Source organism: Microbacterium hydrocarbonoxydans (assembly GCF_011752045.1).
GTDB lineage: Bacteria > Actinomycetota > Actinomycetes > Actinomycetales > Microbacteriaceae > Microbacterium.
On sequence record NZ_JAAKXW010000001.1, the window covers coordinates 1,480,447 to 1,502,405 of the forward strand.

The following is a 21,959-nucleotide window of genomic DNA, read 5'->3' on the forward strand; positions in this document are numbered from 1 at the left end:
AGGACATCGCCCCCTCACTGGGAAGAGGAACACATCGTGCGACTGTCGGTCATCGGCTGCGGGTACCTGGGCGCCGTCCATGCGGCCGCGATGACCTCGATCGGGCACGAGGTCGTGGGCATCGACATCGATCCGCGCAAGGTCGACGCGCTCTCGCGCGGCGAGGCGCCCTTCTTCGAGCCGGGCCTGCAGGACATCCTCACCGAGGGCGTCGCATCCGGTCGACTGACGTTCACCACCGACATCGCCGCGGCCGCGGGCGCCGCGGTGCACTTCGTCGGCGTCGGCACCCCCCAGCAGCAGGGCGGTCACGCGGCCGATCTCAGTCATGTGAACGAGGCGTTCGACGCGCTCCTCCCCCACCTCCGCGAGGGCGACGTGGTCGCCGGGAAGTCGACGGTGCCGGTGGGCACGGCGGCCGGCCTCGCCCCGCGAGTGGAGGCCGCCGGCGCCACGCTGGTGTGGAACCCCGAGTTCCTCCGCGAGGGCTGGGCGGTGCAGGACACCATCGATCCCGACCGGCTCGTCGCCGGCGTCCCCGCGACCCCCGCCGGGGAGCGCGCCGCCCAGGTGCTCCGCGAGGTGTATCACCCGGCCGTCGCGAAGGGCACGCCGTTCATCGTCACCGACTACGCGACCGCCGAGCTCGTCAAGGTCGCCGCGAACGCCTTCCTCGCCACGAAGATCTCGTTCATCAACGCGATGGCGGAGATCGCCGAGGTCACCGGCGCGGATGTGACGCAGCTCGCCGACGCGATCGGGCACGACGCCCGCATCGGCCGCAAGTTCCTCGGCGCCGGCATCGGCTTCGGCGGCGGATGCCTGCCGAAGGACATCCGCGCGTTCGCGGCGCGCGCCGAAGAGCTCGGGCGCCGCGAGTCGGTCGCCTTCCTGCGCGAGGTCGATGCCATCAACATGCGCCGCCGCGACCGCGCCGTCGAGCTCGTCGTCGATGCCCTGGGCGGCGTCGTGCACGGCAAGAAGGTCGCGGTGCTCGGGGCGGCCTTCAAGCCGTTCAGCGACGACGTGCGCGACTCCCCCGCCCTCGACGCCGCCGTGCGGCTGAACGGCCTCGGCGCCGACGTCGTCATCACCGACCCGCAGGCGATCGAGAACGCCCGGCGGCTGCATCCGCAGCTCACCTACGAAGTCGACCGCGACACGACCCTGCGGGACGCGGATGCCGTGCTCGTCGTCACCGAATGGGACGAGTACCGACGGCAGATGTCGGCCGCCCACGTGAGCGCCCTGACGCACGGCCGGGTGGTCGTCGACGGCCGCAACTGCCTGGATGCCGCCGAGTGGCGCGCCGCCGGCTGGACGTATCACGGCATGGGGCGTCCCTGAGTGTCAGGTCTTCTTGTCCACGAGTGGATCGAGTCGTCGGGGGGTGCCGAGCAGGTGCTGGCCGCGATGGCCAGGGCGTTCCCCGACGCCGACATCCAGTGCCTGTGGGATGACGCGCCGGCGCGCTTCGCCGACCGCCGGGTGATCGAGACCTGGCTCGCGCGCACCCCGCTGCGCCGGCACAAGGCGCTCGCGCTCCCGGTGACCGCCGCGGCCTGGCGACGGCTCCGCCCGGCGCAGGCCTACGACTGGATGCTCGTGAGCTCGCATCTCTTCGCGCATCACGCGCGGCTGCTCGGCCAGGACGTGCCGAAGTACGTGTACGCCCACACCCCCGCCCGCTACATCTGGAACCCGGAGCTCGACGAGCGCGGCGAGAAGGCCGTGGTCAGGGCCGTCGCACCGCTGTTCCGCCGCCTCGACAGGCGCCGCGCGCAGGAGCCCACCGCGATCGCCGCCAACAGCGCCTTCGTGCGGGAGCGCATCGCGGAGGCATGGGGGCGGGATGCCGTCGTCATCCACCCGCCCGTCGCCGTCGACCGCATCCGCGCCAGGGAGGATTGGCGTGACGCCGTCACCGACGCCGCGGAGCTCCGGCTGCTCGAACGTCTGCCGAGACCGTTCGTCCTCGGCGCCTCGCGGTTCATTCCGTACAAGCGGCTCGACCTCGTGATCCGGGCGGGTGAGCGGGCAGGGATGCCGGTCGTGATCACCGGTCGAGGACCGGAGGAGGACCATCTGCGTGCCCTCGCCGCGGAAGCCCAGGTGCCGGTGGAGGTCGTCCTCTCCCCCTCCGATGCGCTGCTCTACGCCCTCATGCAGCAGGCGTCGGTGTTCGTGTTCCCGGCCGTCGAGGACTTCGGCATCGTGCCGGTGGAGGCGCAGGCGGCGGGCACGCCCGTCGTCACCGGCCCGGTGGGCGGCCAGCTCGAGGGGATCCGCGACGGCGTGAGCGGCGTGATCGCCGCCTCGACGGATGCCGGCGACCTGGCATCCGCGATCGAGCGAGCGATCGCGCTCCCCGCCTTCGACGCGGATGCGGTGACCGCGCCGTTCCGCGAGGAGCGATTCGCGGACGCCATCCGCGCCTTCGTGGGCCGCTCATGACGCAGCCTCGCACCGCGGACCGGAACGGTAGAACTGGTTCGCTGAGCCCGTCGAGGGGTCTTCGGAACCTGCAGCTCTGGTCGCGCATCCTTCTCGCGCCGTACCTCGTCGCTCTCCTCCTCGTCACCCTGCTGCCCGGCGCGGAGGCGGCACGGGTCACCGGGATCGTGGCGACGGTCGCGACCTGGCTCGGCGTTTTCGGCGTCCCCTACGACATCGCCTATCCGATCATGGAGTTCCTGGCGAACATCGCGCTGTTCGTGCCCTTCGGCCTGCTGATCGCCGTCGCCTGGCCGACAGTGCCGCGCGGGCGGATCGTCGCGGCCGGCTTCGCGACGAGCGGGGCGATCGAGCTCGTCCAGCTGATGCTCCCGACGCGGTTCTCCACGCTGTCCGACCTCATCGCTAACACGCTGGGCACGGTCATCGGATGCGCGGTCGCTGTGCTGTTCGCAGGCTACCTCCGGCGACGTCGCCGTACGCTGGAACCATGACTGATTCCGGTTCGCCGCATCTGCATGCCGGCATGAGCAGACGAGAGCGGCGTCAGTTGCTCGAGTCGCTCCGCGCCTCCGGCCTGCCGGATCTGCATCCCGCTCCGACTGAGCCGGCGTCGGCCGCCGCTCCGGAGCCAGCCCCCGTGGCGGAAGAGGCTTCCGAGCCGCCGACCATCCTGATCGTCTGCACCGGCAACATCTGCCGCTCGCCGATGGCAGAGATTCTGCTGCGCTCCCGTCTGGGCGACCTGGGCGTACGGTTCCACAGCGCCGGCACGCATGCGCTCGTCGATCACGAGATGGATGCACAGTCACGCGAGCTCTCGCTCGGACTCGGAGCGACCGCTGACGACGCCGCAGCGCACCGCGCCCGCCTTCTCACGGCGTCGCACCTCCGCGAGGCCGACCTGATCCTCACGATGTCACGCGAGCACCGCACCCACGTTGTCCAGCTGCTGCCCGAGGCACTCCGGCGGGTGTTCACCCTCCGCGAGTTCGCCCGCCTCGCCGCCACGCTCTCGTCCGAGAGCGCGCGCGATGCGGCGGATGCCGGAGACGGCGCGCCGCGCGAGCGTCTCGGCGCCGTGGTCGCGGCCGTCGGCGCACAGCGGGGCATGAGCGTTCCCGCCAGCGCCGAGGATGACGACGTCATCGACCCGTACCGGCGCTCGCAGCGGACCTACGACCTGTCGACCTCGCAGCTCACCCCCGCGATCGGCGAGGTCGAACGTGTCGTTCGCGCGACACTCACCACGCTGTGAGGCGCGACACGCGGGAATGCCGCTCAGGCCGCTCGGTCATGGCGCGTTGCAGGCCAAACGATCTTTGCAGGCATCTCACCCTCGATGATCTGTTTGTGGACTAGGACTACGAATACGAATAGGAATAGGACGGGTGTACCGATGAAGATCTGCCCTTTCAGGATTCCGATAGCGAAGCCGACAAAGAGCGCGACGAAAAGGATGGTGTCAGGCTTCGAGTCCTTCAGAAGAAAGTAGGCCAGCGTGCCGTAACCGAGGACAACAAAGATGAGTCCACCCATAAACAGGTCATTCGTCAGCCCGACGTCTGTCCTGAAACCCTCATTCGCATAGATGTCGTCTCCGGTCCCCCATATGAGCGCGAGTCCTTCAGGAACGACGAGCACTTCCGAGAACAGGACACCATAGTTCCCCTGGAGCGACCCGTCATTCACCAGCGCGCTGGTGTCCTCGACGAGCCCCTGGAGGAATCGTGCGGTGATCGGACTGAGTTGCGACACAACGAACCATGCCACTGACATGAGGCCCGCCAGTGAGGCAACCGTGAACAGCCTCGCCAAAGGGCTCACAATGACCGCGCCAATCTTTCCCCGGAAAGTCTGCCCCAGGATCATCAGCACCGCCATGACTGCAAACACGATGATACCGGTGCGCCCGTTAAGCAGGATGGCAACCAGAATCAGCGGCACGTAACGGATACCACGGAACCTATAGTTCAATGTGAAATATACTGCGACGGCAGCGAGCATTCCGTGATAGATCGGTGTCACGAACGTGTACTCGCCCATAAAGCCATAAATGCGGGAACTCAGCAAGTAATCGCCACGGTCGCCGGCTGCGAGTTCGTACAGCCAGTTTGAGATTTCCTTCAGCGGCGGAAACACAAACGACATCAGCCCCCAGATCCCTTGGAAAGCCGCGAGCTTGTAGAGCATCGAAAGCGAGGATTCAGCTGTGAATCCACGACTCTTGCATAGGTAGATGATGAAAGTGACATGGATCGCCATCAGAAGGATGACGTTGTTCTGTACGATGCGCAGGTCTACGAAGCTTTCAACCTCTGGGTGAGTTGCAAGGTGCACGAGCGCGACGAACAGGCTCAGCCCGAACATCACGATCAGGAACCGCTTGAGTGGCTCGTAATTGAGGAGCTCGAACACGCGCTGCTGCCGAGTGAACAGGACATGAACAATTAAGAGCAGGGCCAGCACACCCAAGATGAAGAACTTGCTCGCGAAGAATGATGCCGAGAACGTCGGAGTGTAGATCACGTAGAACACATAGATATAGAGTCCGACGTTGCGAAGGAACCCTGATCCATCCGAAAGCCTTGTGCTCTCGTCATCGCCGCGCAATGCGGATGCCCCGGTCGTTCCGCTCATCACGTCCAAGCCTACTGCTGAGCGCGTGTGGGGGCAGTCAGTAGACTGCCCCCGTGCCCACACCCAAGAGAGTCGAGTTCCGGTATCTGGATGGGTTGCGCGGGGGCGCGGCCCTGTTGGTCGCGGCATACCACGCGTACCTCTTCACCGGCAGGACTGGTGATGCCGAGGCAGCGATGCCCCTTTGGAAGGAGGTTATCGGGCTCGGCTATGTAGGTGTACCGGTGTTCATCGTCCTATCCGGATACGTCCTCATGCTTCCCGTCACTCGAACGCGGGACCTCACATTCCGTGGCGGTGTTGGCGCGTTCATCAAGCGGCGTGCCCGACGAATCCTGCCGCCGTACTACGCGGCGATGGCATTCGCGCTACTGCTGATCGCCATCGTCCCGGTGATGCAGCAGCCAACGGGGACGGCCTGGGACTCCAAGCTCCCCGTCACCTTGGAGTCAGTGGTCGCGCACTTGCTTCTGCTGCACAACCTGTCTCCTCACCAGATGTTCACCATCAACGGTCCATTGTGGAGCGTCGCCCTCGAGTGGCAGATCTACTTCGTCATGTCCTTCGCCCTTCTGCCCCTGTGGCGTCGGCTTCCCAGCACACTGGTCGTCGGTGCCCTTCTGGTTGTGACGATGATCCCCGTCGCGTTGCAGACAGGCACCTTCGCGCACCCATGGCTAGTCGCCCTGTTCGCTGTCGGGATGCTGGCTGCACAGTTGACCCTGAGTAATTCGGAGCAGAGATGGGCTGGGCCCACGACCATCACGCTGGCCTTGGCGATCATCCCAGCCGCCGCACTCCCCCGGCTGTTCGATGTTCCTGCAGACCCCTTCGTGGAAGTCATCGCGGGTTTAGCGGTTGCTTCGGCTTTGATATGGGCCGGTCGTCGGACCCTCTCGTCGGGCACCCCGCGCGCCGCCGTGCCATTCCAGTCACGTCCGATGATGTTCCTCGGGTTGATCTCGTACAGCATTTACCTCTTCCACAGCCCAATTCTTGGCCTCTTCAATCTTCTACTCCTACCACTCCAAATTCCGACAGTCATGCTGTACATGCTCGTTACTTTCGTCGGCCTGCCGCTGGCAGTCGGGGTCGCGTACCTGATGTTCTGGCTTATTGAGCGGCATTTCTTGAATTCTCACCAGCGGCACGCTGCCCAAGAGATATCAAGCTCAGCAGATCGGGGAGTTAAGCATGGTTCGCACCTACTAGGAAGCAGGGAAATCTCTCTTAGACTGGATGCTCTCCCGGGTGAGACTCACCGGACAGTGCAGCGCGAGCAGGAGCCCGGAGCACCACGAGCATGGCGCCGATGAAACCAGGTGCGCGGGTCTAAGCGAAGGCCATCACACGTTTCGAAAATCACGAACCGGGCACCCGGTCGACGGAATCTGATGCCCGCGAGTCGCGGCGACCGGTCTCGTGAACCGTTCGCGCGACGGGCTATGTCCGCGCCGCGTCGCAACCGCAGATCAGCGGCATCTGCTTGCTCCGTCAGCATGGGACGAGCACTCCACGACTGTGCAACTCATGCAGCACCCTGACAACATCACCAGTGACCACTGAAGCGTCTAGGCCGACGCTGGTTGCGCACTCTTCGATCAGTCGCGGTTGCAGAATCGAGCCGTTCCCAGCAATGATCGACCAGATGATGATCGCTGACCCTTCAAGCACGATCGGCTGAGGCGACGATGCCTCAAGGTTGAGCACCGTTACTCGATCGCGAGAGTATGTCCACGCGACGGCGTCGCCTATCCTCCAGGCGGGATCGTTGCTCAGTAAGCCACCAGAAACCATGCCGCGCAATACCTCGCTTAGGCCACCCGTGCGCTTTCGGTCGTCTTGCGAGCCACCCATATTCCAAGCTGCTTCTAGGGCTTCGCGTGGTGATCCCGATGCAGCTCTCCAAACGTCGCTTTCAATCTTGTCTAAGACCCGTAACTCATCGCTTGCTGTGCCGGCGAACAGCACCGCGGTCTTATCGAACTCCAAGGAGAGCGCATCGAGCACGGCAGATCTAAAGAAGCGATCTCCTCGAGATGCCTGCAGATCGACCACCCCAAAAGCCGATTCCGAACGTACCCGCGCCGGGCGTGACGGTGGCTCGAACTCGAGGAAATCCGCCAGCGATGATGAGAGAGTTGAGGGGTGACGATAGCGGATCCGAACCGCACCTCCCGTGGCGGCCAGAACTGCTTCGATAGTCCGCAACGGAGCCTGTAGTTTGCGTAACCCGCGACTCATCGGCACCAGAGCTTGGAGCGCTGATTCAAGACTGAGGTGCTCGACTGTGGGAAGAGCTGGAGATTCAGAGTCACAGTCGAGCACAACGATCTTGGCCAACCACGTTGGTAAGCGACGGCCGACAGCCTGATCTCCTGCCGGAGTACAGGCTGAGGTTCCAGGAACAGAATCTGTCGTGCCCGATCTCGATGTTCGGCAATTGACAACACGTCCGTGCAGATCCAGGCCAACGGCTTCATCGATCACGTAGCAATAGCGATCTGCAAAATACTCAACTACATCGCGTTGCTCAGAGCCATCGAGAGCGACCATCGCCACGACGCGACCCCGCGTATCCGCCAACGCCGCAGCTTGCAATTGCCAATAGCTCCGACGAGAAGGATCATGCGCGTCCGGCGGCGCCTCACTGGAGGGATCACTCATCATGAACGCGAACCCGAGCCCTAAGCTTCTGTCCCGCGGCATCGACCTGGATCGCGCTACCACCGCTCGCCAGAATCCGCTCGGACATATCCCTAGTCTATCGAGACACACGCTCAAGCCTGCCGCCGCGGTCCGCCCGCTCCATTGGCCACGAGGACGCCACCATCTCGATAGGGTCTCAGTGTGCGCGTACTTCTCACCGGCGGTGCCGGCTTCATCGGCTCCCACACCGCGGTCTCATTGATCGAGGCCGGGCACGATGTCGTCGTGGTCGACGACCTCTCAAACTCGAACTCTGAATCACTGCGCCGGGTAGAGAAGATCACGGGGGTCGCCGTTCAGTTCATCAAGGCGGATCTAGCTGACAAGTCCGAAGCGACCGCTGCTCTCGAGAGAAGCGACTTTGAGGCGGTGGTCCACTTTGCGGGTCTCAAGGCTGTAGCTGAATCAGTACAGCAGCCCCTCGCCTACTACCGAACGAACCTCGATACCACACTTAATGTGCTGGATGTGATGCGCTCCAGGCATGTGACGCAACTTGTGTTCAGCTCATCTGCAACTGTTTACGGGTCGCCCCAGACCAACCCCATAGACGAAACGCATCCTGTCGGGGTAGGCATCACGAACCCATACGGGTGGACCAAAGCGATGAACGAGCAAATCATCCGGGACGTGCAGTCAGCATGGCCCGAGCTCTCTGCCACTCTACTTCGTTACTTCAACCCAGTTGGCGCCCACCCGTCTGGACTCCTCGGCGAGGATCCCGCAGGCATCCCGAACAACTTGATGCCGTATGTGGCGCAGGTCGCAGCTGGCCGACGGGAGAGGCTACGTGTGTTCGGTGCGAACTACGACACGGTCGACGGCACTGGTGTTCGTGACTACATTCACGTCGTCGACCTCGCCGCTGGACATGTTGCGGCCCTTCTCAACGCCGCGCCCGGCCTGTCTTTGTACAACCTCGGCTCCGGCATCGGCTACAGCGTCCTCGAGGTCGTCAAGGCATTCGAGAAGGCTGCCGGACGGCCAGTGCCATATGAACTCGCGCCGGAGCGTCCCGGTGATGTCGCAACGTCGATTGCAAACCCTGCGCGTGCAAACTCGGAACTCGGATGGCGTACTCGCCTCGAACTCGAGGATGCGTGTCGCGATGCCTGGAACTGGCAGTCGAAGAACCCGGAGGGTTTTAGGAGAACCTAAACCAGTGAATCGACCGAACGGGGGGCATCGGCGCGTCACGGTGCGCCACACGATTGGCGACGAGGGGCGCGGGTGCCGACTACGCTCGGAGGAAACGCTCGAGACCTATCCAGAGGAAATCCGTGAGAGAACCAGTGATCGAGAACGCGTTCTCATTCCCCTCGATCACAGTGATCACACTCCTCGGATTCGGGACGTTGCTCGCGGCAGGCGCGATTCGCCGCAGCATCCCCCGAGAGGTATCCGTGTTCGGTCCTATGCTCGTTGCCGTTGCCACCAGTGTCGGTGCGCTCTTCTATCGCCTCACGGTAGACCCCTATCTCGTTTCCGACGAGGTGACATGGCACGAGCAATCGATCGCGGTCGCCGACTACTTGCTCGGTCACGATCAACTCCCCACAGGCCTCCACGGTGGCAAGGAGGGGTATCCATGGATCATCGGCCCCCTGTATGCCGCGACGGAACCAGCGCCGCTTGTCCCGATCGCCTTGGGCATGTTGCTCTTCGTGCTGCTCGTGCCGGTTGTCGGGGCACTAACCGCAACGGCCACAGAAGAGCTACAACTTCCTGAGCGCTCGGCGAACAGAGCGATTCTGTTCTCGTGCTATTTCTCCGCGCTCTGCCCGGCGACTGCGATCTGGGCACCCCGAATGCTGCGTGAGATCATTTGCATGTTCCTCGTGGGGATCATGATCCTGGGCTTCCTAAAGTTTCTCGCGAAGCCGCGATTCGGGCCGCTGGTGCTCGTGGCGCTTGCGGCGACGATCATGCTCTCCGTGAGGGCACAAGTAGCGATGGGCGTTGTCGCCGGCCTCCTACTGAGTGGGGTGGTCGTCTACGCGACGAAGTTCAGATCTTCGATTGCGCGGGTCATGATCGTCGCTCCCGTCTTCCTTGGAATCTTTACGCTCACTTGGACTTACGTTGACAGCACCGCCGATCTGAGCGTGGAGAGCATCGCCCTCCGCAACCAGGCACTCTCCGATGCTTCGAGCGCTTTCGAGGGCGGCGACACCGCGTATCAGGCGGGCAGCATCGTCGACATCATCCTGTTCAACCTTCCGAGGGCCGCGTTCGGACCCTTCCCGCATGAGTTCAATGGCAGCGGGGCGATTCTGCTCGCTATCATCTCGAACCTGTTCTGGTTGTTCTGCGTTGTCGGTGCTGTGCTCGCCATCGCCACGGTCCGCAACGCGCGCGCCATCGGGAAACCCGCCTCCCGGAGATTCCCGCGATCCGTCGTCGTGATGATCACGATCTCGCTGACTCTCGTCGCGATCCTTTCGATCACAGCTGGAAACTACGGGCTAGTCGTGAGAATGCGGCTCATGCCGCTGATGGCACTCATCCCCATTGCCGCACTTGGGTACACACTCTGGCGCAATCGTCGAGAGAATCTCCGGTCAGCGCGAAGGAGTCGAAGCATCACTGCATCGCGGACGGTCGTGTCCTAATTCTCGGCGGAGGGTTCTAACTCCCACGTCTGGCTTGTCCGGCCAGGTACCTGCCAAGCGCCCGTGCACCGCGGCGCCACCGAATTAACTGGTGTGCCCATGCGTCGCGACGCGTCGGCACGACCGCTGGATCGTTACGGGGGATCTGGTCTCTGGGCACCCAGATTGCGGCCGCCAAGGTCGCCACTCGTTGTCGAAGAGACCCGACGCTTGCGGCCATCAACCAACCTACGGCTGATCCGTCCGCCCCATACTTGAGGTTGGTGACCCAGACGCGCATCTGTTCGGGCGTCACGTCGACCCTCGTGCCGCCGGGGGCGATGATCTCGATGATGTCTGTGAGAACCCACAGCGACCTTCCACGACGAGCGAGCTCGAGAAACTCACTGCGCTCGCCGTCCGTGAACGCTTCAACGATCGCTCGAGTCACGAAGGCCAGTTCGCGCTGATGCCGCGGAACACTCAGATTCCTCAGCGCGTGCAACGCTCCGATCGCAGCCGATGCTGGACGTGAGGGAATCGTGATAGCGACGTTGGCCACGACCATAGTTCCTCGTTTACACCAGAGTTCGTCGAACACAACGCTCGGATCCTCGAAGAATCCAGGAAACGAGTTGTGTACGTCGATATCACACGGCCAATCCGGGTGAATATAGGTCGTCGAATGCGACTCAAGGATCGACGGCGTGGGGCGGGCTACGCGTTGCCGCCATCCGCGGGCCTCCAGTTCTCGACAGAACACCTGAAAACGAGACGGTTCAACAAGGATGTCCGCGTCAGCTGACACCCAGGGATCTCTGAGCTGGTAGTGCTCGGCAACGGGGCCCTTAATCGCAAGCGCGCGCACCCCGGCAGACGAAGCTATCCACCCCGTCAGGGCGTGGGCAAGTATCGCGCTGTCTTCAAGAGTCAAGGCACGGGTGTTGGTCTCACCGATCATGCTCGCCTAGCCCCCTTCGCGTCATTGTTCTTCACAGCCGCTCCGTGGTCGCCGCCACCGCTCTTGAGATGGCTTCTCGCATGTCTAACCGCTTCTTACCGGCAAGCGGAGCGGCTATCGCACGAGTCCGCATTGTAGGCCGCACTGTGTTCATCGCTGACCATCTCGAGGATAGCGCGGAGAGGGAGGGCCACAGATCCACGGAGATGACCGTCGACGACTCACTACACGGCGTACGTAAGTTGTTCGTGGGAAGCGCGCCACCACGAGCTTCGTCATCCCCGAATGCTGTGGGCCCCACAGCGAGTCGCGCACCCTTTGCTCGCCAGCGCCGCTACCCGACTCGATAGGGGCGGGCTTCCTCTGCGCAGTTCAACAACCGCTCCTTCGCCGGACAGGGGGCCAGTTAGAATCGTTAGAACCGAGCAGCTCTCCGACCGTCGTCCCGCGGAAGTACTGCTAATTGCCGCGAGATGGGAAGCCACGAGTATGCCAACACAGGAGGTTCCACGCGTCGGCGTCATCGTCCCGGTGTACAACGTGGCCGAGTACCTCCGGCCTTGTGTAGAGAGCATACTCGCGCAGACTCACTCAAACCTCGAGGTGATCCTCGTGGACGATGGCTCGACAGACGCCAGTGGCGAAATGTGTGACCGGTTCGCAGAGCATGACCGCAGAGTTCGAGTCATTCATCGACCTAACGGCGGACTTTCGGCGGCAAGGAACTCGGGGATCGACGCCGCGAATAGCCCGTTCCTACTCTGCGTCGACGGAGACGATGTCGTGTCGCACGACCACGTCGCGAGGCTCGTCGCCGCATTCGAAAGCCCGGGCGTAGATGTCGCAGTTGCCGATTTCGTCGCTGTCGACCCAACACCGGACTACCCCAGCGTCGGTAGGACATCCGGCGAAGCTACCGAACTGCTTGATCGAGAAACCGCGCTCACCCGCCTCTTCCACCAGCGTGGCGTGACTAATAGCGCTTGGGCGAAGCTCTACCGCGCCGAACTCTTCGACGGAATCCGATACCCCGAGGGCGCGCTTTATGAGGATCTTCCCGTCACGTATCGGATCTTTGGGCGCGCGAATCTCGTCGCGTTGACCCATGACGCGACGTATTTCTATATCCAGCGACCAACGAGTATCACTGCCCAGAAACAGATACACCGACGCATGGATGCCATAAGGTTCGCGTCTGAGGCGATCGCGGCAGTTGCCCCTTTGGGGGAACGGGTGGTGAGCGCCGCACGAGCCCGCGCATTCATGGAGAGCGTCTTCTACATTTCAGAGCTTCCTTCCTTTGCCGCTGCATCAGCCGTTGCTCCAGAAGTTGTTTCCCCTTTGCGTGAGTATCGCCGAGAGGTTCTCCTGGACGCTCGCAACCGGATGGATGCAAGAGGCTTCGCCCTCGCTGCATTCGCAGGCCCCAAGGCTGTTCGCGCTCTCGGATTGCTTCGTGTCCGGTTAAGCCAAATGACTCGCCAAAAACTCCAGAAGGAGCCTCGATGAGGGTAAAGATGTTGCTCGCTCGCGCCTATCAGAGGTTCATGACGGCGGCTTCAGGCGGCGGTATCAAGTTGGACCCGTCGCGGCCAAATGCTGTTATTATGCTGGTCCCTGACTACGGGAACATAGGCGACCTGGCTATCGGCTACGCCCAGGAGCGGTTCCTCCAACTCAACGCTCCGCAGTTCAGCGTGCAGAGCGTTCCCATTCGTAACACTTATCGTGTATTGCGAAGCCTCCGACGTCAGTTGAGTCCTCGTGACGTCGTCTTCCTCGTCGGTGGCGGAAGCATGGGTGACCTCTATCCTCGTGCACAACTCGGGCGCGAATTTGTTGCGCAGTACCTGCGCGGCCAAAGAATCATCTCGTTCCCGCAGTCGATCATCTACATGGACCGTCCCGAGCGCGAACTGAGTGCACGCCGGGAGGCTCGGGCTCTTTCAAAGAGCGCTGGTTGGTTGACGCTGTTCGCACGCGAGACGACCAGCTACTCGACGATGAAGGACTTCTTTCCAGGGCACGTCGGTTTCGCACCAGACATCGTGCTCTCGTTGATCACGGACTACCAGTCGCTCCCCGAGAAGAGCCGGGAGGGCGTCCTGCTGGCGCTTCGTACAGACACAGAACGAGCCCTCACGCCTGCGGATCACGAGCGTATTCGCCGCGTCGCGGAGAGCCACGGAACCATTATTGACCGCGATCACGGTGTACCGAACGAAGAAGTCGATCAAGCAGACTCGTACAGGCTACCCTTGTCCACCCTTGATCTGTACCGGAGTGTTTCCCTGGTTGTCACCGACAGGCTCCATGGAATGATCTTCGCCGCCGTGACGGGCACTCCGTGCGTAGTACTGCCGAACACCAACCACAAGGTCACGGGTACTTATCACGATTGGATTGCTGGGCGATGCCCCTACATCTCCCTCATCGCCGACACGGAGGACAGGACCCTGCTCGAGGCAATTCACCGAGTGATGGCCCCGGAGTCCAAGCACGCTTATCGCACTATTCAGTTTGACTTCAACGAGTTCCGACAGGAGATCTCTGGATCACGGTCGATTCACTCCAGCGCGAACTAGGGCGCCTACAGTATGGACTCAGATCGTCATTCGCCTCGCCGCGGCTTCGCCCAGATCCTGGCGGGGACCGCGGTTGGCCAGGTACTCACCTTTTTCGCGCTCCCATTCTTGTCGCGCATTTACGATTCAGATCAGTTCGGTGTATTGACCTTTACTCTCTCTATCGTCGCGATCTTGACGCCTGTCGCCCTGCTCGGCTTTGATCAAGCCGTGCTACAACCTCGCCAGGACCGCGAGGTCGCCCCGATCGCCTTCGCCGGCATAGCGGTGCTCGTTGTTGTTGCGGTGATGCTCTCGTGCGTGGTCGCGTGGGGGCCCACTCCATCGACGATCGATCCTGAGTTGCGCCCGTTTCTTGCGCTAGCAGTGCCCGGCCTCCTCATTGTGACGGGACTAGCCACGGTTCTCACCCAGCTCGCGGTGCGCAATGGCCGATACGGCAGCATCGGGAATCGGAACACTGCTCAATCAATCGCCATCACGACAGCCCAACTATCGTTCGGCGGTCTCGCACGCTCCGCCGGGTTCAGCGGACTCGTCACCGGCGCGCTGATCGGGACAACACTCGGAGCAGTGCTCTTGGCTCCCTACGGGCGCCAGTACACCCGACGTGTCAGCTTACGGGAATGCCTCAACGCCGTTGCCGAGTACTGGCGATTCCCGTTGGTATTCGCGCCCATGACGGCCTTGACCTTGCTCGCGCAACAGACTCCCCTACTCTTCGTCATCTTCTACTTCGGAGTAGCCGAGGGCGGTCAGGTTGGGATGGCCGAACGACTCGTCGCGGTTCCACTGGCGCTCATCGGGATGGCTGCCAGTTCGGTGTTCACGGGAGAACTCTCGCAGGCACTGCGCAACGACACCACGCACAAAGCACGGGTCTACCTCAAGACATCGCTCTGGCTCACTACGCCGGCGATACTCGCCCTCCTAGGGCTATATATCCTCGCCCCTGTAGCGTTTCCGGTCTTTCTAGGCGACGGTTGGCACACTGCCGCCGTGATCGCTCAGACAATGGCCGTCGTGGCTGCGACCCGGATGCTTGCCAACCCCGTCAGGAGCGCCTTCCGAGTGCTTGGTCGTGCCAGAGTGCTCACACTCGTTGAGTCGACACGTGTCCTGCTGCTGCTGGCGGCGATTGCACTCACGTTGGCCATGGGACTGGGCCTAGTCCCCAGCCTCCTGGCGTTGTACACAGCCCTTGCTGTAGCTGATGTAATGAGCTGGGTGCTCGGCTTAGTGGTTTCCAGACAAGCGGACAGCGCACCCGGTTCCAGGTGACGGTCTAGCGCGAGTCCGCAACCGATCCGACAACGGAATAGAACTCATCAACGTATCGCCGCATGGACCAAAATGAATCTGACCGCGCACGGTTCACAAACATGGAGCTGATCTCGGGGGTCCGTGCAAGCACATCGGAAATCGCATCGGCCAGTAACTCGGGATCTTGGCGCTCAATGAGAACGCCATCTGCGCCCTTCTGCAACACCTGACTGATGCCGCCGACATTCGTGGCCACGATCGGCGTGCCCAACACCGCGGCCTCCATGAGAGCGACCGGTAGCCCTTCGTACTCACTTGGGTGCGCGATCAGATCGGCGACGGCAGTCCAGCGCCAACCGTCGGGAACTCGACCCGCGAACCTGACTCGGTCGCACACGCCGAGAGCTTTGGCCAGTGACTGTAAGGACGATCGTTCGGGCCCGTCACCCACGAGCACGAGCGCAACCTTTTCGAGGCGCGAATCCGCGAGCGACTCTATGAGGTAGCGGTGACCCTTGAGCGGAATCAGACTTCCCACCGCCACCATCAAGCGGTACTCGGCGGGGATTCCTTCATCCCGTCGAAGGTCAGACGGCGCTCCCGCGTTGTCCCCCACCCACGTTCGCATTCGGTCGACATCGACACCAGCGAAAAGAGTTGTTACCTGCCGGAAGTGAGCGGTCGTTGAGGCTGCTGCAACGTCGTCGCTCACCGCAAGAGCAACATCTGCCTTGCGGTCTAGAAGAGCTCCGAGAGCCCGATAGATCGACCGATAGCGGGTGCTGTGGACCACGTCGATGATTCGCGGCTGAGCCGGGCGGGAGCGCACGAATCTCAGCAACTTCTCGAAGTAGGAGGTTACTGGCGAATGAAACACGATCGCTGACACGTTGTTCGTCGATCTGAGAAATCGACGGAGCTCGATCGCCCCGACGATCGGGTTGGCGGACGGCAACGTGATCAAAGGGACCCCAAGTTCGTGGAGTGCTTCTGTGTAGTACGACGACGTGCCGAGCGTGTTCACGACTATTGTTCGTTTGAATTGCTCGGGTCTATTGGCCTTGAGATATCGGAGTCTTGTGAAGAGGAGTGTCTCCGCCCCACCCATATTGAGTCCACGGATGACCTCGACGATCACTTGCAGTCCCTCACGCAGCGATGAGCGTTCACTGCGCCAGTCCCGTCGACCTCCAACGCGCGGAGTGCAGAGCCCACACGTCGGATGGAGCGAAGTGAGCAACAGCCCGCTGGCGGGCAGCTGCTCCCATCTGCGCCCGCAGACGGCCATCCTCAACCAATCTTGTGATCGCGGCGGCAAAGCTATTCGCGTCGCCCACCGGCTCGATCATTCCGGTTTCGTCCGCCACGACCGAATCAACGCACCCAGTGGCGTCGGAGACCACGGCGGGCACTTTCATGGAGGCTGCCTCGAGCACCACGTTCGGAAATCCTTCTCTCTTGCTGGGCAATACCAACAAATCCATCATCCGGAGGTAGGGCCGGGGATCAGGGGTGTGACCAACGACGTGCACAGGTATCTCGGCGCGCACTGGTTCGAGTAGTTGCGAAAGGCCGGCTCCCTCGTCCCCGCCGACCACCAAGAGCTGAAACTTGAGTCCGCGCGAGACACAAATACCCAAAGCTTCGGCGAGCGTGTCGATGCCTTTGTCCGGGTGGAGTCGTCCGATGAAGCCGACCACCGGAGTCCCGCTCTTGACAACCGCTGTCTGCGTCTCTAGATCGGGGTCAGGCATCGCTGCAAGCGGCGAGAAGAACGAAGCATCCACACCGTGGGACGATCCGTGCCCGAGCACCACGATGTCTCGGCCACCGTTGACGCCAAGTTGAATCGCTCGCTCGGCCAAACTGCGGCTGTTGGCGATCACCAACGTCGACAGCCGAGCCGTCAGCGTCTCAAGTACCCGAAAGACTCTCTGCGCTAGACCGACGGACGTTTCGAGCCGTAGCCCCCAAAGTTCGTACACCCTGATCGGCACACGGGCTAGCGCCCCAGCGAGCGCACCCACCAGACTCGCTTTCGGTGTGGCATATACGAGAACGTCGGGCTGGATTCTTCGCAGGAGACGGTATGCCTGTATCACAGATCGAATGTCGCTCCACGGCGACGGGTCACGCCTCATCACAAGAGGCCTGAAGTTCACACCTTCTCGCTCAGCAAACTGTCGGAGCCCCTTCCCGTCGGCACAGATCAGGTTGACTTCCCACGCGTCATCCTGGAGAAAGCGCAAGTACCCTTTGAGGAAAGTCGTAGCCGTGATCGGACTCGTCACCATTACGCATAGACGCTGCTTCCCGGTCATCGCGCGGGCACGCCTATCACTGTGACACCATCCGCTACCGGACGCGTCACGCACGCCGCAGCCCCCACAATCGCATACTCCCCCACAGCAAGTCCCTGAAGTACGACGGCTCCGGCTCCTACGAGCGAGCCTTCACCCACACGTACGTCGCCTGAGATCACTGCGCCGGGGTTCACCGACACGAAATCCTCGAGCATCGAGTCATGGCCGATGATCGCACCGGGGTTCACATGCACGTGACACCCAAGATCGACGTTCGTCGACAGCTGGACCCCCCCGCAAACCACCGACCCTTCACCGATTCGCAGGTGCGAGCCCACGACAGCACGAGGGTGCACCAACGTCGCAACTCGTCCCCCGAGGTCGTCTATCTGAGCTGCGATCCTCGCTCGGATCCGCGATGCGCCGATGGCGACGATCGACCACGAAGCCGTCAGCGCGTCTGCGGCCTCCGCCAGCGATCCGAGGTGCGTGTATCCTCTCGCAGCCAGTCGCTCCATCTGCACGTCTGCTGGACCGTCATCTACCACCCCGACTACACGCCACACCGGCTCGTCTGCAGCGGCGTTGATCGCCTCGATCACATCGAGCGTCTCACGGCCGAAGCCTCCCGCCCCGATGACCACGATGTCTTCAGCCACGCTCGTCTCCGAATTTGCTCATGGTGACGTGCCCCTCAGCGGTGATCCCCTCACGCGCCAGCACCGAGCGCGCCGTTGCGACGAGGATGCGAAGGTCGACGCTCAGACTCCGTCGATCCACGTATTCGACGTCCAAAGCGAACTTGCGTTCCCAAGTCAGAGTGTTGCGCCCGCTGGCCTGCGCGAGTCCCGTGATACCGGGGCGGACCTCGTGCCGCCGAGCCTGTTCCGGGGTATACCGCTCAAGGTACTCCACGAGCAACGGACGCGGTCCGACGAAGCTCATGTCACCGCGCAGTACGTTCCACAGAGACGGTAGCTCGTCGAGGCTCGTCGCGCGGAGCGTTTCACCGAACGAAGTGAGGCGTTGCTCGTCCGTCACCCATCCCTTCGCTACATCGACGTTACGCATCGAGCGAAACTTGTAGAGCGTGAAGATCTGGCCGTTGAGGCCTGGGCGCGCCTGGGCAAATATCACGGGCCGACCGAGCTTCGACGCGACGAGTGTAGCGGTGACGGCGATCACGGGCGACAGTACGAGCAGACTGATCGCGGCGCCTCCGATGTCGAGGATGCGTTTCAGCCTGTCGTACCGGTGGAGACGGTGCGGCACTTCACCGACCACCAAAGAAGCCGCGGATCGCGCCGAGCACCCGCTCACGCTGATCGACGCTCAGGGCGGATCCGCTGGGAAGCGTCAGCCCTCGCTCGAACAGCGCCTCGGAGGTGCCGTCGATCTCACCGCGGTAGCCCGCGAAGACGGGCTGGCGGTGCATCGGCTTCCACAGCGGACGGCTCTCGATGTTCTGTGCGGAGAGCACGGCGGTGAGCTCGTCGGGCGTCCAGCCGGCGGCATCCGTATCCACGACGATCGAGGTCAGCCACACGTTGTCGTCTTCGTCGCCCTCGGCACCGAACACCTCGACCCCCGCCACATCGGCGAAGAGGCTCTTGTACTCTTCTCGCATCTCACGGCGCTTCGAAATCATGTCGTCGAGGCGGGAGAGCTGGGCGCGTCCGAGCGCCGCGAGGAGGTTGCTCATCCGGTAGTTGTAGCCCACGTCGGTGTGCTCGTAGTGAACGACAGGCTGACGGGCCTGGGTCGCGAGGTAGCGCACATGCTGAGCGAACTCGGCGTCGTCGGTGAGCAGCATCCCGCCACCGGAGGTCGTCATGATCTTGTTCCCGTTGAAGGAGACGATCGAGGCGCGCCCGAAAGAACCGGCCGCTTTGCCCTGGTGCACGGCTCCGAGCGACTCGGCGGCGTCCGCCAGCACCGGCACACCGAACTCGTCGGCGGTCGCGAGGATCTCGGTGTAGTCCACGGCCTTGCCGAGAAGGTCCACGGGCACGATCGCGGCGACATGCTCGCCGGCATCCCGGAGCCGCTCGAGAGCGCGGCGGAGAAGCCTCGGGCTCATGTTGCCCGTCGCCGCGTCGGCATCGACGAAGTAGGGCTCGGCGCCGGTGTAGACGATCGCGTTCGTCGTGGCGGCGAAGGTCATGGTCGAGGTCACGACGATGTCGCCCGGTTTCACTCCGAGCGTGATGAGGCCGAGGTGCAATGCCGCCGTGCCCGAGCTCAGGGCGACCCCGTGCGCGACGCCGACCCGCTCCGCGAGCTCTCTTTCGAACGCGTCGACGTCAGGGCCGAGCGGGGCGATCCAGCCGGAGCGCATCGCGGCAACGACCGCATCCTCCTCGAGCTGGGTGACGTCGGGCGACGACATGTAGATGCGGTCGTTCACGAGTGCTGAGCCTTCTCCAGGTTGATCGGTTCGATGATCGCCGTGTCGTTGTTGCGCGGGTTCGCCTTCATCCGCGCCTCCCAGCCGGCCTTGTCGAGGCGCTCGGGGCTGATCACATCGGCGCGGGCGTGCGACACCTTCGGGTGGAAGGGCCGCTCGAGGTTCTCGCGGTGACCCACGAGCTCCTCGTGCAGCTTCTCTCCGGGGCGGAGCCCGGTGAACACGATCTCGATGTTCTTGCCCGACATCGCGATCATGCGCTTCGCGACCTCGAGGATCGACACCGGCTCGCCCATGTCGAGGATGAGCACCTCCCCCGCCCGGCCGATACCTCCAGCCTGGATGACCAGCTGACACGCCTCGGGGATGGTCATGAAGTAGCGGGTGGCCTCCGGATGGGTGACCGTGATCGGCTTCCCCTCGGCGATCAGTCGCTGGAACGTCGGGAGCATCGAGCCGCGGCTGCCGATCACGTTGCCGAAGCGCACCGAGAGGTAGCGCATCGAGGTCTCCTCGCCGGCCCAGGCCGTGAGCTTCTCGGCGACGCGCTTGGAGTGGCCGAGCACGCTCGTCGGGTTCGCCGCCTTGTCGGTGGAGATGTTGACGAACGTCGTCACGCCGACCCGACGGGCGGCCTGGATGACGTTGAGCGACCCGAGCACGTTCGTCTTCCACGCCTCGTCGGGGTACTGCTCGAGCATCGGCAGATGCTTCAGCGCAGCGGCATGGAAGACGACCTCGGGGCGACGCTCCTCGAACAGGGCGTTCATGAGCTCGGGATCGCGGATGTCCGCGAGCACCACGTCGTTCGTGTCGAGGAGGCCGTGGCCTGCGGTACCCAACTGAGCCATCTGCAGCCCGGTCTCGTCGCGGTCGAGCATGATCAGCTCGCTCGGACCGAACTTCGCGAGCTGGCGGCACAGCTCGGATCCGATCGATCCGCCGGCCCCGGTGACGAGCACCCGCTTGCCGGTGATGTAACCGGCGATCTGCTCGACGTTCGTGTCGACCGGGTTGCGGCCGATGAGGTCCTCGATGCTGATGTCGCGCACGTCGGAGGGCGACTCGGCGCCCGACTGCAGGTCGGCGAGGGTCGGGGTGACGGCGACGCGGAGGCCGGCCTTCTCGCCGAGATCGCTGAGCTTGCGCAGCAGAGAGCTGTCGGCCTGGCCGATCGCGACGATGAGCATGGTCGCCCCGGTGCGCTCAGCCGCTTCCTTGACGTCATCGATTCGGCCAATCACGGGGACACCGCGCAGAAGCAGGTTGGCTTTCGCGGGGTCGTCGTCGAGAAGCGCCACCGGCCGGAAAGTCGCCGTCGGATCGGTGTTCACGTGGTGCAGTAGGCGGTCGGCGATGTAGCCGGCGCCGACGACGATGGCCGGCTCGGCATCCGCCCCGGGCTTGCGGGCACGCTCGATCGTGAGGCGCGCCAGGTAGCGCACGCCGAACATGAGCAGGAGTACGATCGGCGCGGCGAGGAGCGACGTTCCACGCGGGACCCCGATCAGCGGACCGAGCGGGATGATGAACAGCGCGATCAGGATCGTCTCAACGAGCACGAGGAGCCCGAGCACGCGCACCTCTTCGAAGGAGCCGTACGTGAAGCGACCGCGGTAGAGCGCGAGGTAGTAACCCGCCCCGATGTGGATGCCGGCGGCGATCAGGCCGAGCAGGATCGTGGCGATCCAGCCACGTGGGCCCATCATGAACTCGAAGCGCAAGGCGACTGCGAGCACGATGCCGAACGTCCAGGCTGCGCCGTCGACGGCGGCCGCGAATGCGCGACGACGCTTCTGCGCCTCCGTGGTCGACCGCACCACGGGCACTCCTCCGGTTGTCAACGACGCCTCAATGATCTCGTCCCCCACCTGCATCCACTTTCTCTGCGCTCCCCCAAGCACTGTCACCCATGATTCCACAGTTGCTGGAAGAAATTGTTCGTCGATTCGACAGAGGAAGGGAAAGAAGGCTGTTCGTTTCGTCTCGCTTCGCTCGCTCAACGACCGGCGGGGTTTCGTTTCGTCTCGCTTCGCTCGCTCAACG

General features: G+C 63.1%; 19 protein-coding genes. 10 read left to right on the plus strand and 9 right to left on the minus strand.

The features are described from left to right. Positions 1 to 36 precede the first annotated feature (36 nt). From G6G98_RS06920 to G6G98_RS06935, 4 genes are read left to right on the plus strand one after another with little or no spacing between them, the layout of a single operon-like run. Positions 37 to 1,347 (plus strand): UDP-glucose dehydrogenase family protein, encoded by a 1,311-nt coding sequence (locus G6G98_RS06920; RefSeq protein ID WP_164232990.1) that lies wholly within the window; start codon positions 37 to 39, stop codon positions 1,345 to 1,347. Continuing rightward, positions 1,348 to 2,454: a glycosyltransferase gene (locus G6G98_RS06925; RefSeq protein WP_164232988.1), complete on the plus strand. Its 1,107-nt coding sequence runs from the start codon at positions 1,348 to 1,350 to the stop codon at positions 2,452 to 2,454. Beyond that, complete coding sequence (locus G6G98_RS06930) at positions 2,451 to 2,948, plus strand: VanZ family protein (RefSeq protein WP_164232986.1); 498 nt, start codon at positions 2,451 to 2,453, stop codon at positions 2,946 to 2,948. Before G6G98_RS06925 ends, G6G98_RS06930 begins: the two co-directional genes overlap by 4 nt. Continuing rightward, positions 2,945 to 3,712 carry a low molecular weight phosphatase family protein gene (locus tag G6G98_RS06935; protein ID WP_243842027.1) on the plus strand — a complete coding sequence of 256 codons (768 nt, stop codon included), beginning with the start codon at positions 2,945 to 2,947 and terminating at the stop codon, positions 3,710 to 3,712. Before G6G98_RS06930 ends, G6G98_RS06935 begins: the two co-directional genes overlap by 4 nt. Positions 3,713 to 3,735: 23 nt before the next feature. Here the strand turns inward: G6G98_RS06935 and G6G98_RS06940 are convergent, their stop codons facing one another. Further along, positions 3,736 to 5,094 (minus strand): hypothetical protein, encoded by a 1,359-nt coding sequence (locus tag G6G98_RS06940; RefSeq protein WP_164232984.1) that lies wholly within the window; start codon positions 5,092 to 5,094, stop codon positions 3,736 to 3,738. A 53-nt stretch (positions 5,095 to 5,147) separates the two neighbouring features. Here G6G98_RS06940 and G6G98_RS06945 point away from each other — a divergent pair, with 53 nt between their 5' ends. Continuing rightward, entirely contained in the window at positions 5,148 to 6,410 is a 1,263-nt protein-coding gene (locus tag G6G98_RS06945; RefSeq protein WP_164232982.1) for an acyltransferase family protein, read from the plus strand. A 178-nt stretch (positions 6,411 to 6,588) separates the two neighbouring features. Here the strand turns inward: G6G98_RS06945 and G6G98_RS06950 are convergent, their stop codons facing one another. Further along, positions 6,589 to 7,764, minus strand: coding sequence for a hypothetical protein (locus tag G6G98_RS06950; protein WP_164232980.1), 1,176 nt, complete (start codon positions 7,762 to 7,764; stop codon positions 6,589 to 6,591). Between the two features lie 180 nt (positions 7,765 to 7,944). Here G6G98_RS06950 and galE point away from each other — a divergent pair, with 180 nt between their 5' ends. Both galE and G6G98_RS06960 read left to right on the plus strand, forming a co-directional pair. Further along, positions 7,945 to 8,961, plus strand: coding sequence for a UDP-glucose 4-epimerase GalE (gene galE, locus G6G98_RS06955; protein ID WP_164232978.1), 1,017 nt, complete (start codon positions 7,945 to 7,947; stop codon positions 8,959 to 8,961). Between the two features lie 134 nt (positions 8,962 to 9,095). Next, on the plus strand, positions 9,096 to 10,415 hold the full coding sequence (locus G6G98_RS06960; protein ID WP_164232976.1) for a hypothetical protein: 1,320 nt from the start codon (positions 9,096 to 9,098) through the stop codon (positions 10,413 to 10,415). Positions 10,416 to 10,431: 16 nt separating this feature from the next. Here G6G98_RS06960 and G6G98_RS06965 read toward each other — a convergent pair whose 3' ends face one another. Further along, on the minus strand, positions 10,432 to 11,355 hold the full coding sequence (locus G6G98_RS06965; protein WP_164232974.1) for a nucleotidyltransferase family protein: 924 nt from the start codon (positions 11,353 to 11,355) through the stop codon (positions 10,432 to 10,434). Positions 11,356 to 11,844: 489 nt separating this feature from the next. On the opposite strand from G6G98_RS06965, the gene G6G98_RS06970 reads away from it, so the two are divergent. Genes G6G98_RS06970 through G6G98_RS06980 form a run of 3 tightly spaced genes read left to right on the plus strand, consistent with a single transcriptional unit; the run spans position 11,845 to position 15,221 of the window. Further along, complete coding sequence (locus G6G98_RS06970; protein WP_279587587.1) at positions 11,845 to 12,864, plus strand: glycosyltransferase family 2 protein; 1,020 nt, start codon at positions 11,845 to 11,847, stop codon at positions 12,862 to 12,864. Continuing rightward, positions 12,861 to 13,940 (plus strand): polysaccharide pyruvyl transferase family protein, encoded by a 1,080-nt coding sequence (locus G6G98_RS06975; protein WP_164232969.1) that lies wholly within the window; start codon positions 12,861 to 12,863, stop codon positions 13,938 to 13,940. The genes G6G98_RS06970 and G6G98_RS06975 overlap by 4 nt, the downstream gene beginning before the upstream one ends. A gap of 12 nt (positions 13,941 to 13,952) precedes the next feature. After that, the gene (locus G6G98_RS06980; protein WP_243842028.1) at positions 13,953 to 15,221 is read left to right on the plus strand and encodes an oligosaccharide flippase family protein; all 1,269 of its coding nucleotides are present in this window, start codon (positions 13,953 to 13,955) and stop codon (positions 15,219 to 15,221) included. A 4-nt stretch (positions 15,222 to 15,225) separates the two neighbouring features. Here the strand turns inward: G6G98_RS06980 and G6G98_RS06985 are convergent, their stop codons facing one another. From G6G98_RS06985 to G6G98_RS07010, 6 genes are read right to left on the minus strand one after another with little or no spacing between them, the layout of a single operon-like run. Further along, positions 15,226 to 16,341 carry a glycosyltransferase gene (locus tag G6G98_RS06985; protein WP_164232965.1) on the minus strand — a complete coding sequence of 372 codons (1,116 nt, stop codon included), beginning with the start codon at positions 16,339 to 16,341 and terminating at the stop codon, positions 15,226 to 15,228. 28 nt (positions 16,342 to 16,369) lie between these two features. Next, on the minus strand, positions 16,370 to 17,524 hold the full coding sequence (locus tag G6G98_RS06990; protein ID WP_164232963.1) for a glycosyltransferase: 1,155 nt from the start codon (positions 17,522 to 17,524) through the stop codon (positions 16,370 to 16,372). Beyond that, positions 17,521 to 18,165 (minus strand): acetyltransferase, encoded by a 645-nt coding sequence (locus tag G6G98_RS06995; protein WP_164232961.1) that lies wholly within the window; start codon positions 18,163 to 18,165, stop codon positions 17,521 to 17,523. The genes G6G98_RS06990 and G6G98_RS06995 overlap by 4 nt, the downstream gene beginning before the upstream one ends. Continuing rightward, complete coding sequence (locus G6G98_RS07000) at positions 18,158 to 18,790, minus strand: sugar transferase (protein ID WP_279587588.1); 633 nt, start codon at positions 18,788 to 18,790, stop codon at positions 18,158 to 18,160. The genes G6G98_RS06995 and G6G98_RS07000 overlap by 8 nt, the downstream gene beginning before the upstream one ends. Further along, a complete protein-coding gene (locus tag G6G98_RS07005) occupies positions 18,780 to 19,913 on the minus strand; it encodes a DegT/DnrJ/EryC1/StrS family aminotransferase (RefSeq protein WP_208321432.1) in 1,134 nt (377 codons plus the stop codon). Before G6G98_RS07005 ends, G6G98_RS07000 begins: the two co-directional genes overlap by 11 nt. After that, positions 19,910 to 21,736 carry a polysaccharide biosynthesis protein gene (locus G6G98_RS07010; RefSeq protein ID WP_243842029.1) on the minus strand — a complete coding sequence of 609 codons (1,827 nt, stop codon included), beginning with the start codon at positions 21,734 to 21,736 and terminating at the stop codon, positions 19,910 to 19,912. The genes G6G98_RS07005 and G6G98_RS07010 overlap by 4 nt, the downstream gene beginning before the upstream one ends. Between the last annotated feature and the right edge of the window lie 223 nt (positions 21,737 to 21,959).